At 69.1% G+C, this 17,546-nt stretch carries 15 protein-coding genes; 2 read left to right on the top strand and 13 right to left on the bottom strand.

Annotated features, from left to right (window positions below; all coding sequences use genetic code 11):
* Positions 1–427 precede the first annotated feature (427 nt).
* Complete coding sequence (locus tag C8D87_RS22605; RefSeq protein ID WP_112228289.1) at positions 428–1,162, top strand: maleylpyruvate isomerase family mycothiol-dependent enzyme; 735 nt, start codon at positions 428–430, stop codon at positions 1,160–1,162.
* 45 nt (positions 1,163–1,207) lie between these two features.
* Here the strand turns inward: C8D87_RS22605 and C8D87_RS22600 are convergent, their stop codons facing one another.
* From C8D87_RS22600 to C8D87_RS22560, 9 genes are all read right to left on the bottom strand, one after another.
* Entirely contained in the window at positions 1,208–1,783 is a 576-nt protein-coding gene (locus C8D87_RS22600; RefSeq protein ID WP_233442235.1) for an acyltransferase, read from the bottom strand.
* Positions 1,780–2,859, bottom strand: a complete 1,080-nt coding sequence (locus C8D87_RS22595) for a DegT/DnrJ/EryC1/StrS family aminotransferase (protein WP_112228287.1) — start codon at positions 2,857–2,859, stop codon at positions 1,780–1,782. Before C8D87_RS22595 ends, C8D87_RS22600 begins: the two co-directional genes overlap by 4 nt.
* Positions 2,856–3,518: an acetyltransferase gene (locus tag C8D87_RS22590; protein ID WP_112228233.1), complete on the bottom strand. Its 663-nt coding sequence runs from the start codon at positions 3,516–3,518 to the stop codon at positions 2,856–2,858. Before C8D87_RS22590 ends, C8D87_RS22595 begins: the two co-directional genes overlap by 4 nt.
* Positions 3,515–8,296 carry a DUF4082 domain-containing protein gene (locus C8D87_RS22585; RefSeq protein WP_112228232.1) on the bottom strand — a complete coding sequence of 1,594 codons (4,782 nt, stop codon included), beginning with the start codon at positions 8,294–8,296 and terminating at the stop codon, positions 3,515–3,517. The genes C8D87_RS22590 and C8D87_RS22585 overlap by 4 nt, the downstream gene beginning before the upstream one ends.
* 148 nt (positions 8,297–8,444) lie before the next feature.
* Positions 8,445–9,578, bottom strand: coding sequence for a DegT/DnrJ/EryC1/StrS family aminotransferase (locus tag C8D87_RS22580; protein WP_112228231.1), 1,134 nt, complete (start codon positions 9,576–9,578; stop codon positions 8,445–8,447).
* Between the two features lie 198 nt (positions 9,579–9,776).
* Positions 9,777–10,751, bottom strand: a complete 975-nt coding sequence (locus C8D87_RS22575) for an NAD-dependent epimerase/dehydratase family protein (protein ID WP_109638670.1) — start codon at positions 10,749–10,751, stop codon at positions 9,777–9,779.
* Complete coding sequence (locus C8D87_RS22570; protein WP_112228230.1) at positions 10,748–11,788, bottom strand: Gfo/Idh/MocA family protein; 1,041 nt, start codon at positions 11,786–11,788, stop codon at positions 10,748–10,750. Before C8D87_RS22570 ends, C8D87_RS22575 begins: the two co-directional genes overlap by 4 nt.
* A complete protein-coding gene (locus tag C8D87_RS22565) occupies positions 11,788–13,281 on the bottom strand; it encodes a sugar transferase (protein WP_109638668.1) in 1,494 nt (497 codons plus the stop codon). Before C8D87_RS22565 ends, C8D87_RS22570 begins: the two co-directional genes overlap by 1 nt.
* Positions 13,282–13,647: 366 nt before the next feature.
* On the bottom strand, positions 13,648–13,863 hold the full coding sequence (locus C8D87_RS22560; RefSeq protein WP_407656971.1) for an RNA-binding S4 domain-containing protein: 216 nt from the start codon (positions 13,861–13,863) through the stop codon (positions 13,648–13,650).
* 90 nt (positions 13,864–13,953) lie between these two features.
* Here C8D87_RS22560 and C8D87_RS22555 point away from each other — a divergent pair, with 90 nt between their 5' ends.
* Positions 13,954–14,637, top strand: a complete 684-nt coding sequence (locus tag C8D87_RS22555; protein ID WP_112228229.1) for a DUF2306 domain-containing protein — start codon at positions 13,954–13,956, stop codon at positions 14,635–14,637.
* Between the two features lie 287 nt (positions 14,638–14,924).
* Here the strand turns inward: C8D87_RS22555 and C8D87_RS22545 are convergent, their stop codons facing one another.
* The 4 genes from C8D87_RS22545 to C8D87_RS22535 form a co-directional block, all read right to left on the bottom strand.
* Positions 14,925–15,407 (bottom strand): SLATT domain-containing protein, encoded by a 483-nt coding sequence (locus tag C8D87_RS22545; protein WP_112228228.1) that lies wholly within the window; start codon positions 15,405–15,407, stop codon positions 14,925–14,927.
* On the bottom strand, positions 15,404–16,606 hold the full coding sequence (locus tag C8D87_RS22540; RefSeq protein WP_112228286.1) for a DUF4231 domain-containing protein: 1,203 nt from the start codon (positions 16,604–16,606) through the stop codon (positions 15,404–15,406). Before C8D87_RS22540 ends, C8D87_RS22545 begins: the two co-directional genes overlap by 4 nt.
* 63 nt (positions 16,607–16,669) lie before the next feature.
* Positions 16,670–16,828: a hypothetical protein gene (locus C8D87_RS46070; RefSeq protein WP_170155077.1), complete on the bottom strand. Its 159-nt coding sequence runs from the start codon at positions 16,826–16,828 to the stop codon at positions 16,670–16,672.
* The gene (locus C8D87_RS22535; RefSeq protein ID WP_112228227.1) at positions 16,825–17,544 is read right to left on the bottom strand and encodes an HAD family hydrolase; all 720 of its coding nucleotides are present in this window, start codon (positions 17,542–17,544) and stop codon (positions 16,825–16,827) included. Before C8D87_RS22535 ends, C8D87_RS46070 begins: the two co-directional genes overlap by 4 nt.
* Positions 17,545–17,546: the final 2 nt, after the last annotated feature.

The raw sequence follows: 17,546 nt of genomic DNA, 5'->3' as shown, positions 1-17,546 counted from the left end.
CACGACCTCATCCACCACTCCCACTGGCAGATCCAGATGATCAGCGGCCTACCGCACTTCCGGCCGCCCGCGTTCATCGACCCACAACGAAAACCCCGGCAAAACCGAATACACACCGCCGCGTAACCACGACCCGGCGCCAACCACCACGCCCCCGCCCGGCGCCCCGCTACCGCCCACAGCCGGCGCGCCCACCGCTCACAGCCCTACCGCCCACAGCCCTACCGCTCACAGCCCGAACCCCTTGACGCGGACAGGCACCCAACCGCGCTGGCCAACCTCCAGCACCACCCAGCTCAGCCACCCCGAGCGCGTCAGGCCACCCAACAGCAGTGCACCTGCGGGGCACGTCACCTGGCCGCGCCCCCGTCGGCGAAAATCGCTGTCGCGCCAACGCCGGCGATGGTAGACAGCCGCGGTGCAACTGATGTTTCCCGACTTCCTGCGGCTGATCGGCGAGCGAACCGCCGCCTTCTGCGCCGCGGTCGCCGCGTCCGACCTCGACGCGCAGGTGCCCAGCTGTCCTGAGTGGACGCTTCACGACCTCGTGCAGCACCTGGGTGACGGACGCCGCAAGTGGGCCGCGATCGTCGGCGCGGGGCCCGCCTCTGCTCCCCCGGACAGGACTCCCTCGGTCGCCCCGCGGGAGCGCGATGCCGCTGTGGCGTGGATGACCGAGTCCACGCGGGAGCTGCTGAACGCGCTGGAGGAGGCCGGTCCGGAGCGCGGTTGCTGGACTCCCTGGGGCGACTCGCGGTCACCGCAGACCAGCGGTGCCGCCGCCCGGCGCCAGCTCCAGGAGATCTCGATGCACACCTACGACGCGCAGCTCACCGCGGGCGATCCGCAGCCGCTGCCGGCCGAGATCGCGCTCGACGGCGTCGACGAGTTCCTGAGCACCTGCGTCGCCACCACGAGCGCCTGGCCGCACGAACCCGCCGTCATCGACTACCACGTCACCGAGGGGCGTTCGTGGCGGCTCTGGCTCGATGCCGACGGTGCACGGGCGGGCGCCGTGACCGAGGCCGAGCCCGATGCCACCGGGCGCGGCGCGGCCGCCGATTTTCTGATGTGGTTCTACGGCCGCACGCAGGGGGAGTCGTTGCAGCTGGACGGGGACCTGCGGGTGCTGGACCGGCTCGTTGAGTGGGAACCCGCCTAGTGGAAGGCCGCCGGAGCCTACGGCTTCGGCGGCCTCACACGCGCGCTAGACGGCTTTGAGGCCGTCGGGGGTCTGCTCGTGCCTCGTACCGCATTCCGGGCACGACAGGTCGTCTGAGAGCCGCGCACCGCACGCGCAGACCCAGCCCTTCACCACCGCCGGGTTGCCCGCCACGAACGCGTGTGCGGGCACCGAGCGGGTGATCACCGAGCCGGCGGCGGCGAACGCGTACGAGCCGATCTCCGTGCCGCACACGACTACCGTGCCAGCGCCGAGCGTCGCGCCGCGGCGGACCAGGGTGGTCTCGAGGGCGTCGCCAGTCTTCTTGATGTGTGCGCGAGGGCGCAGGTCGTTGGTGAACAGCACATTCGGGCCGAGGAACACGTCGTCCTCGCACGTGACGCCGTCGAACACCAGCGTGCCGTTCTTGACGGTCACGTTGTTGCCCAGCACCGCGCGCGACTCGACGAACGCGCCGTCGCAGATGTTGCAGTCACGACCGATGCGCGCGCCTGGCAGCACGTGCGCGAAGGCCCACACGCGCGTGCCGTCGCCGACGTCGGTGGACTCGCACAGCCCGTGGGGGTGCACGCGCACACCGGTCATCGCGGCCTCTGTCACTTCAGGGCCTCCGTCAGCGCCTCCACCACGCGAGCCTGCTGCGACTCGGTGATCTCCGGGAACAACGGCAGCGACAGGATCTCCGCCGCGGACTGCTCGGCGACCGGGAACGAACCGCCCAGGCCGCTGAACGCGCCGGTCTTGTGCAGCGGCGTCGGGTAGTGGATGCCCGCGCCGATTCCCGCGGCGTGCAAGGAAGACAGCACGCGGTCGCGGTCCGGCACGCGCACGACGTAGAGGTGCCACACCGGCAGGTTGCCGTCGAGCACCGCGGGGACGCGCACCCGCTCCACGTCGGCCAGCATCTCGGTGTAGCGCAGGGCAGCCGCGCGGCGGGCCTGGTTCCAGCCCTCCAGCCGGCGCAGCTTCGCGGACAGCACGACGGCCTGCAGCGTGTCGAGGCGGCTGTTGAAGCCCAGCACCGGGTGCTCGTACTTGCGTGGCGAACCGTGCTCGCGCAGCAACCGCACGGACTCCGCCACCGCGTCCGACGTCGTCAGCACCGCGCCGCCGTCGCCGTACGCGCCGAGGTTCTTGCCGGGGTAGAACGAGGTCGCAGCCGCGACACCGAGACCGCCGACGGACACACCGTTGCGGCGCGCGCCCTGCGCCTGGGCGGCGTCCTCGACGACGGGCAGACCCTGCAGCTGCTCGACCGGCGCGGCCTGGCCGTAGAGGTGGACGGGCACAACGGCCTTGGTGCGTGAAGTGACCACAGAGGACACCTGGGACACGTCGATCAGCAGCGTGTCGTCGACGCAGTCCACCAGCACCGGCGTGGCGCCGCAGCGGGCCACCGCCTCGGCCGTGGCGATGAACGTGTTGGCGGGCAGCACGACCTCGTCGCCGTGACCCACGCCGAGCGCACGCAGCGCGAGCTCGATCGCGTCGGTGCCGTTGCCGACGCCGATGGCGTGCGGAACTTCCTGGTAGGCGGCGAACTCCGACTCGAACCGGGCGACCTGGGGGCCGTTGATGAAGGCTGTCGTCTTGAGCACCTCTGCCCAGCCGTCGGCCACCTCGTCGGCCACCTGCTCGTGCTGGGCACGCAGGTCCACCAGCGGAATCTCGATCACGCGCTCTCCCCACGCAACGGGCGGGCCGGCACGCCGGCCCACGTCTGGCCTGCCGGAACGTCCTGCAGGACAACGGCTCCCATGCCCACCACGGCACCGGCGCCGATCTTCACTCCCTCGCGCACCAAGGCTCCCTGTCCCAGGTACGCGGACTCCCCCACGAACACGCCCCCGCCGAGCGAGGCGCGGCCGGCGAACGTGACGCCGTCCGACACCTCGTCGTCGTGGGTGATCAGCACGTGCGGCATCGCCACCACGTGCCGGCCGACCGAAAGCGGGGTCGTGATCACGACACCCGCGAGCAGAACCGTGCCGGCGCCCAGAGAAGCACCGGACGTGACGGCCGCCGGATGCACGACGGTCGCCCACCGCTCGTCCGGCAGCCCGAGCCGGGACACCAGGTTCAACCGGGACAACGGCCGCCGCGCGTTCGCAACGCAACAAACGACGGCCGCGTCCGGATGTTCGTTCTCGAGAAGAGCAGGCAACTGTGCGAGCCCGCCCAGCACGGGCACCCCGTCGATCAGGGTGCCGTGCAGGGCAGCGGTGTCGTCCAGCGCCCCGACGGGGTTCCAGACGTCCGGGAGGAGGCGGACCGCCGCGAGCACCTCGCGGGCGAGTCCGCCTGCTCCGACGAGCAGCAGTGGCCGTGGAATCACTGGAACACCACGTCGACCCAGTAGTTGCCACCGTTGTAGGTCGTCGTCGGGAACCCGGACCCGGCCGTGAACACACCGGCCGACGCCGTGGCGCTCAGCGGCGGCGAGGTCACCGTGCCGAAGTAGCCGGCGTTCACCGCGTAGTGACCCGTGGTGGTCGTGTACGAGGCCACGTAGGTGGTCCCGGCCGTGATCGGCACCGGCGACGAGAACGTCAGCGTCTGCCAGCCCGACTCCGTTTCACCGGAGAACGTGCCGGTCGCCAGGCGGGTGCCGTCCGCGGACCAGAGCGACCCGGTGTGGGTGCCGGTGTTGCCGGCGCCCTTGTAGAACTTCACGCCGGTGATCTGGCCGTTGGCCGTGGACGTGAACTTCACGCCGAGCTCGTACGCGCCGCCGTCGTCAGCCGAGGTCACCGTGGGCACGGTCGCCGCGCTGAACAGCGAACACGGACAGGTCTGCGTCGTCGCCGAGGTGAACGACCACGTGACCGGGCCGGCCATCATGTTGCCGAACGTGTCCGCGACCCGGACGCTCACCGAGTACACGGTGGACGCCGCGAGCCTGGCAGCGGGCGTGAACGTGATCATCCTGCTGTCCTGCGACAACGCCAGCGTGCCCGCGATCCGCGCGCCACCGGGGTCGGTGACCGTGAACTGCGCACCACCCAGGTCGACCGGCTCGTCGAACGACGCGGTGACTGCCGACGTCAGGTCCACTTCGGTCGCTCCGGACAGCGGCGTGTGCGACTGCAGCACCGGGGCGTCGTTGTCCGCGTTCGGCTGGTAGACGACGTCGACCCAGTAGTTGCCGGAGCCGTACGTCATCGTCGGGAACCCGGAGCCCGGCACGAACACGCCGTTCTGCTCCTGCGGTGCCGTCAGCGGCCCCGAGTTCACCGGACCGGTCGAGAAGTACCCGCCGTTCACCGCGTAGTGGCCGGTGGTGGTCGTGTACGACGCGGTGTAGGTCTGCCCGGCGCTCACGACCACCGGCTGCGAGAACGTCAGCGTCTGCCAGCCGGTCGCTGTCTCGTTCGAGAACGTGCCGGTGGCGAGGCGCTGGCCGGACGCGCTCCACAGCGAACCCGTGTGCGTGCCGGTGTTGCCCGCGCCCTTGTAGAAGCGGACACCGGTGATCTGGCCGGACTGGGTCGGGCTGAAGCGCACGCCCAGTTCGTAGGCACCGGAGTCGTCGGCCGACGTCACGGAAGGCACCGTCGCCGTGCTGAACAGCGAGCACGGGCAGGTCGGCGTGGTCGTGGTGGTGAAGCCCCACTCCGCGGGCGTCGGCATCGCGATGCCGTTGACGTCCGCGATGCCCACGCGCGCCTGGTACCGCGTGCCGGGCACGAGCTTGCCGGCCGGCGTCCACGTCACCGTCTTCTGGTCCGCGGACAGCGACACCGAGCCGGTGAGCTTCCCGCCCTTGGGGTCGGTCAGCCAGATCTGCGCCGACGCCGGGTCGATCGGCTCGCTGAACGTCGCCGTCAGCGGGGTCTGCAGGCCCACGTTCGTCGCGTCGACGCCCGGCGTGCGGTTCGTCAGCGTCGGCGGCGTGGTGTCGCCGTTCAGACCGTTGCGATAGATGACGTCGACCCAGTAGTTCGTCGCGTTGTAGGACGCCGTCGGGAATCCCCCGCCAGTGCCGTAGCGGTAGACGCCGTTGCCGCCGTCCACGCCGTTCTGCAACGCGTGCAGCGACTGGTAGTCCGCGCCCTGGCCGTTGAAGTAGCCGGAGCTGACCGAGTACCGGCCGTTCGGGGCGTAGTACGACACGATGTAGGTCGTGTTCGCGTCCACCGCGACCGGTGAGTTGAACATCAGCTTCTGCCAGCCGGACGTGGTCTCGCCCGTGAACGTGCCCTGGGCCTTCAGCTGGCCCGACGCGGTCCAGAGCGAGCCGATGTGCGTGCCGGTGTTGCCGGTGCCCTTGTAGAAGCGGACGCCGAGCACCTCGCCCTTGCCGTCGAAGCGGACCTTGGTGCCGACCTCGACGGGGGTGGTGTCACCGGCGTCGACCACGGCGGGCGCCGCGAAGTCGTCCCAGATCGTGCAGGGGCAGGCCGCCGGTCGGGGCGAGCCGGTCGTGAACGTCCAGCTCGCCTGCGTGGACATGTTGTTCGACGCGTCCGCGGCCCTCATCGTGACCGTGTAGGACGTCGCGGCCGCCAGCGGAGCGGACGGTGTGAACGTGATCGTGCGGGCGTCGTTCGAGATCGACTTCGTGCCGGACACCGCGCCGGCCGGGCCGGTCACCGTGACCTGCGCGGAACTCAGCGTGACGTTCTCGTCGAACGTTCCGGACACCGTGGTGTTCAGCGCGACCGAGCCGGCGTTGGACACCGGGGACATCGCGGTCTGGATCGGCGCGCGGGTGTCGGGGCCGGGGTCCGGTGCCCACACCACGTCGACCCAGTAGTTGGTGTGGTCGAACGAGTTGTTCGGGAAGCCCGCGCCGAAGCGGAACACGCCGTTCGGCCCGTCCACACCGGACTTCAGGCCGGTGACCGGTTCCATGTACGCCTGCTGGCTGTAGAACCCGCCGGAGTCGTACGCGAAGTGCCCGGTCGGCGTGAAGTACGAGACCACGTAGGTCGTGTTGGCGTTCACGGCGATCGGCGACGGGAAGAGCAGCGTCTGCCAGCCCGTCGGCGACTCGTTGGTGAACGTGCCGGTGGCGAGCAGATCGCCGTTGGCCGACCACAGCGAGCCGGTGTGCGTGCCGGTGTTGCCGGCGCCCTTGTAGAACTTCACGCCGCGGACGTAGCCGCTGCTCGCGGCGCGGAACTTCACGCCGAGCTCGAGCTGCGAGCTGTCGTTGGCGGAGGTGACCTTCGGGACCTCCTGGCCGGAGAACATGCCGCACGGGCAGGTGCGGGCGGCCACGTTCGGCGAGGCCTGCACCGGCGTGGACAGGTTCAGCGAGTCGTCGACCGCGCGCACCCGCAGGGCGGCGGCGCCGGACTGCGACGGTGTGTAGGTGTAGCTCCACGTCGTCTGGCCGGCCTGCCAGTTGGCGTAGTGCCAGCGGTTGCCGCCGTCGGTGGAGACCTCGACGCCCGCCACGCGGCCGGACGCGTCGATCACCGTGCCGCTGAACGTGTACGGCTGGCCGACCGTCGCCTGCGAGGGCAGGTTCGTGATCAGCACGGCCGGCGCCGCGTTGTCGTTGATGGCGCCCGAGATCACCAGCTCGTCAGGTCCCCACAGCTGGTAGGGCTGCACGCCCATGTCCGCGAGGAAGTTGACGGTTGCCTGCTTGATCCGCTTGTCCGACGTCGGCGTGTTCGTGAGGAAGGCGTGTTCGTCGTCCACACCCCACGCCCACTGGACGGTGCCCGCGCCGAACACCAGCGCACCGGAAGGCGCGCGGTAGTAGGTGATCGCGTGCGTCTCGGTGCTCGAGCCGTACTCGTCGCCGTAGTTCTTCAGCGCGTAGTAACCGTCGAGGTTCACCGTGGTGCGTGACATCTGGGCCACGCCGGCGGGCTGGTGACCGTTGTCGTACACGGTGTTCCACTCGTAGCCCAGCGTGCCCGGCTGGAACGTGTACGTGGTGCCGGACGCCATGTTCTGCAGGTCGGTGTTGCGCCAGAGCCGCATCTTGCCGTACTCGGCGGGCACCTGCAGCGAGTCGTCCCGGCGTCCGTTGACGGTGAACATGTTGCCCAGCAACGCGTTCTCCGGCCTGCCGCCGTCCTGCGGCGGGCTGTAGCGCGGGTCGCGCCAGGTGCCGGTCCAGTCGTTCAGGCCGTCGTTCTGGGTGCCCTTGGTCTCCTTGAAGCAGGCGAGCGTGCGCCAGTCCGTCTGGGACGAGTCGATGCTCTTCTCCCAGCGGGTCTTCCAGAAGATCTCGTTGCCGGTCAGGAACGCCATGTGCACGCCCGCGTCACGAGCCGCCATCACGTTCGCCATCTGCTCGTTCGACCAGTACTCGTCGTGACCGACGGCCATGAACACCTTGTGGTTCTTGATCAGGTGCCCGCGCCGCGCGGAGTCCACATCGGTCGTGTAGCTGACGTCGTACCCGTTGCGCTCCAGGAACCGCAGCATCGGGTACTCGGCGTTGAAGATGAAGTTCTCGTCACCGTCACCGCCGGTGTACGGACGGTTGTAGCTGACCTTGTACGACGAGCCGCCCTGGCCGGGGCCGTCACCGAAGTAGAGGCTGTTGCCGCCGTAGCGGTTGTAGGCGACCCAGGTGGCGTCGGAGGTCTGGAAGAGGATCTTCGAGGTCGACGAGTCGTCGCGGACGACGAACACGATCTCGTTCTCCGCGCCGGTGTCGTTGCGCGTCAGACGGGCGTAGTACAGACCCGACACCGCGGTGGACGGGATGTTCCAGCTGACAGACACGGCCCAGTTGCCGCAGTCGATGAGCGCGGTCGGCCCGTCCCGCAGACACGGTGGCTGGTTCTGCGGGGTGTTGCGGCTGACCGTGTCCATGTACCGCGCGCCCTTGCCCCCGTACCAGCCGAGCCGGTAGATGTCGAGCTTGTAGGACGGCGCCGACGTCAGCATCTTGAAGCTGACGGTCTGGCCCGGCGTGTAGCTGATGTCCGTGGTGTAGCCGAGGATCGCGTCGTCGCGGTACTGGGCCTGCCAGCTGTCGGCACCGGGCCGGGTGTTCTCGCACGCGACCTTGTTGGTGACCGGGAAGTCACACGGAGCAGCGTGTGCGTTGGGGGCGTTGAACACCCCGAGCACGAACATCGTGGATGCGATTAGTGCCGTGATCACAAGCACCCGCACGAGACGCGACTGCTGAGCCACCATTGGGTTTCACCTCTCGGACGGAGTTACCGTGTGTGATCCGCGCACTACGCTGGACAGCACAGGGCTGCTACTCCGAACGTCGGCGATCTCATTGGAACCGTTACGTGGCAACACAAAAATGTTCCGGAACAACCTGAATCTTTATCTTTCAACCACGGACGGTCAGACGGGATGTGTGAAGAGTTTCCGACAACGCTGACACGACGGTGTCCTGCTCGTCGTTTGTCATGTCGTGGAACAGCGGGAGGATCAGCGTCCTGGCGGTGAAGGCCTCCGTCACCGGCAGCGGCGCGCCGGGGTGCCCCTCGTAGGCGGGTTCGAGGTGTGACGCCATGATTCCGCGCCGTGCCGACACTCCGCGTTCGGCAAGGCCCGCAAGGATCTCCTGACGGTCCGGCGCCTCTTCCGGCAACCAGACCCAGAACGACTGGTAGTTCGTGGTGCCGTACTCGGGGTCACCGACAGCGGTGACTCCGGGAACATCGGCCAGCAACTCGTGGTAGCGAGCGGCCAGCTCGCGGCGGCGGGCGATGATCGCGTCCAGTTTGGACAGCTGCACCAGGCCGACGGCGGCCTGGATGTCGGTCATCCGGTAGTTGAACGCGGTCTCCAGGTACTGCTCGATGACCGCGGAGCCGCCGTTGTGGCGATCCGCCGCGGACACGCTCATCCCGTGCTCGCGCAACCGCCTGAGCCGAACGGCCCAGTCCGGGTCGTCCGTTGTGACCATTCCGCCCTCACCGGTGGTGAGGAGCTTGCGCGGGTGGAACGACCAGGCCGCCAGCAGCGCGCCGGCGCCTACCGGCTTGCCCTGGTAGGTGGAGCCCGCGGCGCACGCCGCGTCCTCGATCACCGGGATGCCGCGGGGCTCGCACAACGCCTTGAGCGCGTCGACGTCCGCGGGCACACCGGCCTGGTGCACGACCATCACCGCACGCGTGCGGGCGGTGATGACCGGTTCCACTGTGGACGCGGTGAGGTTGCCGGTCGCGGCGTCGACGTCGGCGAAGACCGGGGTCGCGCCGGTGTAGCGCACCGCGTTGGCGGTCGCGATGAACGACAGCGACGGCACCACCACCTCGTCACCGGGGCCGACGCCGAGCAGGTGCACGGCGAGGTGCAGGCCGGTGGTGCAGGACGAGACGGCGACACCGTGCCGGGCGCCCACGGAGCCGGCGAAGGCCTCTTCGAACTCCCGGACCCTGGGCCCCTGCGCGACCCACCCGGACCGCACCGCCTCGGCGGCGGCGAGCGCCTCTTCCTCACCGAGCAACGGCCGCATAACCGGAATCACAGCTCTACTGCCTTTCAGTGGCGTGCGCCGGGGCGCACGTCGACCTGGCGGTCGGCGGTTCTGGCGTCCGCAAGTACCACCAACCGCGAAGCGGTGGTACTTGCGGACGCTCCAACTGGGGTGCGGCGCGGCGCCACGCGGACCTGGGGGTGTCAGCGGGCGCCGGCGCCGCGGCTCGGCGAACGCTCAGGCGTTCTGCTTCTCGGCGCGCCACCACGCGACGAGGTCGCGCAGCCCGCCGTCCATCTCGATCTCGGGCTTCCACCCGAGGTCGGTGGCCGCGGCGCTGATGTCGGCGAGCCGGCGGGTCACGCCGTTCACCTTGCGCTCGGGGCCGTGCTCCAGCGGCAGGTCGGAGTCCATCGCGGCAAGCAACGCGAGGGCGAGCTCCTTGAGCGAGGTCTCCTTGCTGGACGCGATGTTGTACACCGTGTCGGTCACCGGCGCCTTGGCGGCGAGGATGTTCGCGCGGGCGATGTCGTGCACGTGCACGAAGTCCATCGTCTGCGCCCCGTCACCGAAGATCAGCGGCGACTTGCCGTCGGCGATGCGCTCCATCCACCGGATGAGCACCTCCGTGTACAGACCGTGGACGTCCATCCGCGGGCCGTACACGTTGAAGTAGCGCAGCGCCACGTAGTCGAGGTCGTACATGGCCTTGAAGCTGCGCAGCATGCCCTCGTTGAACGCCTTCGCGGCGCCGTAGAAGGTGTCGTTGTTGTACGGGTGGTGCCGCTCGTTGGTGGGGAACTGCTCCGCGAGCCCGTACACCGACGCGGACGACGACGCGATGACCTTCTTCACGCCGGCGGCCGCAGCGGCCTCGATGACCGTGAACGTGCCGTCGACCAGGCACTCCAGCGCGAGGCGCGGTTCCTCCGCGCACTGGGTGATCCGGATGGCGGCGAGGTGGAAGACGAGGTCCTGGCCCTCGGTCAGCTCGCGGACGAGCGCCTTGTCGTTGATGTCGCCGTCGACGATCTTGACGACACCGGACTCCAGCGCACCTGCCAGGTTCTCCCGGCGGCCGCGCACGAAGTTGTCCAGCACGACGACCTCGGCGGCGCCCGCCTCGACCAGCTGGTCGACCACCGACGACCCGATCGTGCCCGCGCCACCCGTGACGAGTGCGCGCTGCCCCGAAATGGGCTGTGCCGTCATGCCGAAACCCTGCCTTCAACTTGTTGAACGGGAACGAAAACTCCGCCGGAGCGCAGCGACTCCGACGCCGCCTCCAGCACCGCCAGCACGCGCAGGCCCGCGCGGCCGTCGGTCAGGGGCGGGCGCTGCTCGGTGATGGACGCCGCGAACTCGGCCATCATCGTGCGCAGCGCCTCGCGCTCCACCAGCGCCGGCGCCACCATGTCGCCGGTGCGGTAGGAGATCTTCTGCTGCTCGACCGAACGATCGACACCGCGGTCGTAAATGGACAGTCGCTGCGCCGGATTGTTGTCGTCCCAGACGGCCGTGCGCTGCGAACCGCCGATGACCATCGTGCGAATTTTCGTCGGCGACAGCCAGTTGACGTGCACGTGCGTGATCGCCCCGTTGGACAGCCGGACCGTCAGGTGGCCGACGCACGCGACGCCCGCGCCGATCGGGTCGGAGCCGTGCGCCGCGACCTCCACCGGGGTGACGTCGTCGGGCAGGATCGCCTCGAAGATCGACAGGTCGTGCGGGGCCAGGTCCCACAGGACGTCCACGTCCGGCTGCACCAGGCCGAGGTTGATGCGCACCGAGTCGATGTACTGGATGTCACCGATCTCACCAGCGCGGATGATCTTGCGCAGGTGCTGCACGGCCGAGGTGTACGCGAACGTGTGGTCCAGCATCAGCGTGAGGCCGCGCTGTTCCGCGGTCTCGACGAGCTTCAGGCCGTCCTCGAAGGTGGCGGCGAGCGGCTTCTCCACCAGGACGTGCTTGCCGGCCTCCAGCGCCGCCAGTGCGACGGGCAGGTGCGTGGCGGCGGGTGTCGCGATCGCGACGGCCTGGACCCCCGGGTCGGCGAGCACCTCGTCCAGCGACGCCGTGGCGCGCACGGTCGAGTACTCCCCGAGAACGCGCCGGGCCTTCTCCACGTCGAGGTCGCACAGGTAGCGCAGGCGCAGCGTGGGCGTGGCCTGCGCGTTGCGCACGAGGTTCGGCCCCCAGTACCCGGCGCCGATGACGGCGATGCCAATCACAGGAGTGTTCTCCATCAGTAGGCCCCCTGGCCGCCGAAGACGGCGCGGAAGGTCTTCCACAAGATCACGGCGTCGAGGGCGAGCGACCAGTCCTCGACGTAGCGCAGGTCGAGGCGCACCGACTCCTCCCACGAGAGATCGCTGCGTCCGCTCACCTGCCACAAACCGGTCAAACCGGGCTTCACGAGCAAACGGCGCCGCACGTCCGAGGAGTACTTCGCGGTCTCCTCCGGCAGCGGCGGGCGGGGACCCACGAGCGACATGCTGCCCGCGAGGACGTTGAACAGCTGGGGCAGCTCGTCGATCGAGTACCTGCGCAGGAACGAGCCCACCTTCGTGATGCGCGGGTCCTTCTTCATCTTGAACAGCAGACCGTGGCCCTCGTTGGCGGCGGCGAGCCTGGTGCGCAACGCGTCGGCGTTCGTGACCATGGTGCGGAACTTGATGATCGTGAACGGCTGACCGCCCTTGCCGACCCGCTTCTGGCGGTAGAAGACGGGACCGCGGCTGTCGATCATCACGAACGCGGCGACGGCGAACATCAGCGGTGCCAGCGCGACCAGGAGCACGAAGGCGCCCACGCGGTCGACGACTTCCTTGACCAGACGGCGGAAGCCGCTCAGTGCCGGTTCGCTGACCCGCAGCAACGGCATGCCGAGCACGGCGCTCATGTGCAGGCGGGGTCCCGCGACCTCCATCAGACCGGGAGACACGACCATCTCCGCGCCGGAACCCTCGAGGGCCCAGGCGAGCTGCTGCAGCCGGCGGGGTGTCCAGTAGGCGTCGGGTGTCACGGCGACGATGCGGTAACCGCCGCGGCGGACGTGCTCGGCGAGCTCGCGCAGCTGGCCGACGACGGGCACGCCGTCGACATCGGTGCCGGAGCGGCCGCGGCCGTCGATGGTGCAGATGGCGTCCACGCGCCAGCCCAGGTGAGCGACGCGCTTGGTGCGGTGGATGAGGTCCTCGACCGTGTCGAGGTTGCCGGCGGCGAGGACCGGGAGCAGGAAACGTCCTTCACTGCGGCCGCGGTGCAGGGGGCGGCGCAGGAGGTAGCGCATGGGGAACGCGACCAGGGCGATCGCGGGTACCACGACGAAGACCCACAGGCGGGCGCCGGGGATGTCGACGGCGAGCGCTCCGAGGCCGAGCGCCACGACGGCACCGAACAAACCCCGGCCGAGTCTTCGGAACTCCTCGGCCCCCTGACCGAGAACCGTCGACGTCCACACGCGGTTGATCGCGAGCGAGCCGACGACCACGACCACTGTGAGTAGATCCAGCAGGACAAGGGAAAGCGGGCCGAAAGCGGCGTGGCGGATGCTCATGACGGCACCGACGGCGATGACGACCAGGGCGACGGTCAGCACATCGGCGGTGATCACGGCATAGCGGTAGCGGCTCTCCCAACGGGCAACAGGTGGGTGCGTCTGTCTGTGTTCCGACAGAGGATTGAGCGTGGAGCGCTTCCCATCTACGTCACGGGCAGCGCGGACCTGCTCACTCATCGTTCTGTTCTCCCCGGCTCAGCGGCGATTCCGGACGTGCTCGTACGCAGGTCACCCCGAGGACCTCGAGTCTTCGATCTCCGGCAACGCCTCATTCGGGCTCGGCGGCCGAAGCTCGCAACCGGTGATTCGCCCGTCCCGGCATCCGCGTTACAGGCCACGGAAAAAACCTTCCCGTTCGGCCGAACATCGGACGTGACGCGCGTCTCACCGTCTGGAAACCACAGTCCTGCAAGACGATTCCGCATGTCCACAAGGGACATGGTGGTTACGTATGCCGGGCGAGAATCGTTCAGAACAGGTCTTCAGACTCTAGTCGGATCGTCTGCACATGTGCATGTACTTACCGCTGAACGGAGTAATGCTCTACCTTCGCACAGAAATGCGCACTTCGTCACCCTCGACGACCACTACGTCACCGTCGCGCAGCTGGGCGCCGCGGCGCAGCTCCACAGCGCCGTTGACGTGGACTTCCCCGTCCTCGATCAGCTCCTTGGCGTGGCCGCCGTCCTCGGCCAGCGCGGCCAGCTTGAGGAACTGCCCTAGCCTGATCGGCTCTTCGGAGATCTCCACCGTCCGCATGAGCCACATCATCCCAGCAGGGCGCACCCCACCGCTTGCTCGGGGGCGCGCACCAGCGCATCCGGGTGAAGTCGTTGGCAGCCTTGCCGCATGAAAACTTCTTGGGGGTATGTCGCCTGGCTGGCGGTGTCCGGAGTGGTCTGCGTCGCGACAACGATCTTCGCCGCGAGCGCGTACGTGACGCTGGACATGGGCATGGCGCGGCCGGATCTGCACGGACCGGTCCATTACGGCCTGCTGGTCGCGCACATCTTCACCGGAACGGTGGCGATCCTGGCGGGTGTCTCGCAGTTCTGGCCCGGCCTGCGCGCGCAGCATCCACGGGTGCACCGAGTGCTCGGGCGCGTCTACTTCGGGGGTGTGCTGCCGTCGTCACTGCTCGGCGTCGTGTGCGCCCAGCTCTCATTGAACGGGCTGGCCGCGTCGGCGCCGCTGACGGTGCTGTCGGCGTTGTGGTTCGTGAGCGCCGTGTACGGGCTGCGGACCGCACGGCAGCGCAAGTTCGGCGAACACCGCATCTGGATGATCCGCGGGTTCGCCCTCACCAGCGCCGCCGTGACCGGCCGGCTGTGGGGCCTGCTGCTCGGCGGCCTGCTGCCCGACGAGAAGGGGATCGTCGTCTTCGCCACCGCGAACTGGCTGTCGTTCGTGGTGAACCTGCTGGTGGCCGAGTGGTGGATCCAGTCGCGGGGCTACGCCCGGACCTTGCCCTCCGCAGCGCTGAGGCCCAGCATCTCGAGCAGGTCAGCGCAGTCGAGCGCGTCCGTGGCGTGACAGGCCACGGTGCGTGCCGCCTTGCTGTTCTGAATCGTGCTGTGCTCCTTTTCCAGAGCCTTTGCCTCGGCGAAGGTGCCGGTTTCGGGCTCGGCGATCGCGGGACGCGCCCAAGTCATGTCGTGCCTGCTTCCGCATCGGGGGATGAGGTCATCATGACAACGGGGTGGCCGAAACACCAGCGCAGGTGCTTTCCGTAATCGGCCACCCACAGCGCGTCAACAGGGCGGACAAACTCAAAAAGCGTTTTCCCGGCCTCGAACTTTGATCGATCGCCGGGAATGGCTTCACCGTCCGTACCGCAGCACCGACTCCACTTCGGTCACAAATGCGACGAGCCTTTCGTCGTCCACGTCGTCCGGTGTGGGACCGTCCACCGCGAGCCGTTGCAGTGCAACGGAAGTGGTGGCGTTCTCCCTCGCCAGGCGGCGGAACCCGAACGTGGCCTCGTAGAGCGACACCGCGGTGGCCAGTGCGGCGAGCGCCGTGGCGGCGAAGCCCCACAACGCCCTGCGCGGCCCGTCCGCCATCCCCACCGCCGCCACGGCGGCCGCGGCGATGAAGAGCGCGGCCGAGATCGCGACCGTCCACGTGCGAGCGCTGGAGTACCGCTTGCGGCCGCGTTCGAAGTGGTCGAGACGGTCGGAGAAGCGGTGCCGCAGGTAGGCATCGACGAACTGCGCCTGCCGCTGCTTGACGGTCGCCGCCGTCGGGCCCGCGGGAGCGACGCCGACGGTCTCCTGGCGCTCGACCTCGGTCGGCGTTGTCATGTCCTGACCACCTCGTGCTTGCGGTCGCTGACCGCGGCTTCCAGATCGGCCACCTTGTCCTGCCGCTCCTCCTCCGTCACCGGCGCGGGGGCGGCGAGGTGGGCGAAGTACAGGGCCCTCAGGCGTTCCGCACGCGACCGCGCGGTGAGGTACTTGTCGAGCGACTCCCGCTTGCGCGCCACGATCGTGATGGCGGCGGCGAACGCACCGCCCGCCACGACGAGAACTCCTGGCCACGGCGTGTCCTTGAGCCACGTCTGCAGCGCGCCGAAGACCGTTGTCGTCAGTCCACCGGCGATCGCCAGCACCGCCATGAGCCGGTAGCGGTTCTGCTCGACGTCGGCCTGCGCGTCGAGCTCGTGGAACGCCGGCGCGACCACCGCGTTGGCGTCGTGGATGGCGTCGGCGAGCAACGGGTACGCGACCACGAAACCGGGATCGATCAGCGGCCGCGGTTCCGGTGCCCGGTAGCGGACCTTGGGCCAGATCCTCGGCGGCTTGGCGGGCTTCTCCTTGCCCAGCAACCGTTCCAGCGCGGTGACGACCTTGCCTGGCCCCTCGTCCACGTGGACGATGAAGATCTTGCCGCTGCGCACCAGCACCGCGAGGTCGCCGGTGAGGTCACCGGTCGCGATGCGGTCCGCGAGACCACCCGTGCCGGCGAGCACCAGGAGTGCGTTGTCGCCGCTGAGGTGGTCGACGACTTCCTTCTCGTTCTCGCCTCCGACGACGAGAGCGACCACGGGCTTCTTGTGGCGGATGGCGTCGGCCGCGCGGAACAGCACGGGGGTCGCGTCCGTCCACTCCGAACCGGGCACGATGACGGCGACGCTGTGGTTGGGTTCCAGCGCGACCTGACCGTTGGTGGAGGTTTCGGTGAGGTCGTGCACCTTGCTGCTGGGCGCGACGCCGACCACGAAGGGCCAGCGCTGCTCGCACGCCTGCAAAGCCAGGCCCAGCAAGTGGACAACGCCTCTGTCGGTGCCTTCGGTGACGAACACCGCGCCGTTGCGGGCCGCGGTCACCACGACGGATCTGAGCACCGGCAACAACTTCGCGGCGAGATCCGTCTCGATGTCTTCTGTGGAGCCGAAGACCGAGATCACCGTCCGCCCCCTGGGCAAACCGAGGGCCTTGGGTTTGATGTCGGCGTCCGGCTGGGACAGCCGTTTGACTGTCGGGCCGCCTGCTGTGGGCATGCCGCGCACGATAACGCCGTGATCCACGCCAGACCAGAGCCCGTTAGACCTCAACAGCGCCCGTCAAAACTCGTCCTCTTCGTCCATGGGGACTTCCTGCAGCTGTTCGTAGGCGTCCGCCTCGTTCGCCTCGAGCGGTGCGTCCGGCGTCTCAGGTGGTTCGTGCGGGACGACTTCGCGCTGCTGCTCCTGCACGTCCGCGTCGGGTGCTTCGGGGTTCATGCGGTGCGGTTTCCCTGCGGGGCGTTCCTCCACACCTGCCTGGTCAGTTCGTCGAGGTCACTGAGGTCTGGGAGGACCACGGTCGCGCCGGCCAGGCGGAGGTCGTCCGCGCTGCTGCGCCCGGTGGCGACGGCCACCAGCCGCACGCCGGAGGTCACCGCTGCGTGGACGTCGTGCGGGGTGTCGCCGATGAGCACCACTTCGTCATCTGTGAAAGGGCGGAGGTGCCGCGCGCGGCTGCGGGCGAAGGTCACCAGCTCCGCGCGGTCCGCGTGGTCGTCGCCGAACGCGCTCACGTCCCAGTCGACGAGGTGCGCGAGCCCGAACGCCTCCAGCTTGATCCGCGCGACGCTCGCCAGGTTCGCGGTCAGCACGCCCTGGTGCACGCGGGGGTCGTCCGCGAAGTGCCGCAACGCGCGCAGTGCGCCCGGCAGGACCTCGGCGTGACCGGGCAGGTCGCCGCGCCGGCTCTCGAACGAGTTGGCGAGCGCGGTCGCCAGGAGCTGCGAGGCCTCCTCCGTGTGCTCGATGTCGTGCTGACGCAGGATCTCGCCGATGACGTCCAGCTCCGTGCGTCCGCCGAGGTCCAGCGAGCCCGTCAGCTCCCTGCCGAACGCGTCCAGGAACGCCTGGCGGTACATCAGCTTGCCGAAGCCGCGCGCCGAGATCAGCGTGTTGTCGATGTCCCACAGCACCAGCAGTTCGGGCCCCGTCACCG

It is taken from the genome of Lentzea atacamensis, from assembly GCF_003269295.1.
Lineage (GTDB): Bacteria > Actinomycetota > Actinomycetes > Mycobacteriales > Pseudonocardiaceae > Lentzea > Lentzea atacamensis.
The sequence above is the reverse complement of the archived record's forward strand: the minus strand, read 5'-3'. Positions and strand labels throughout refer to the sequence as shown.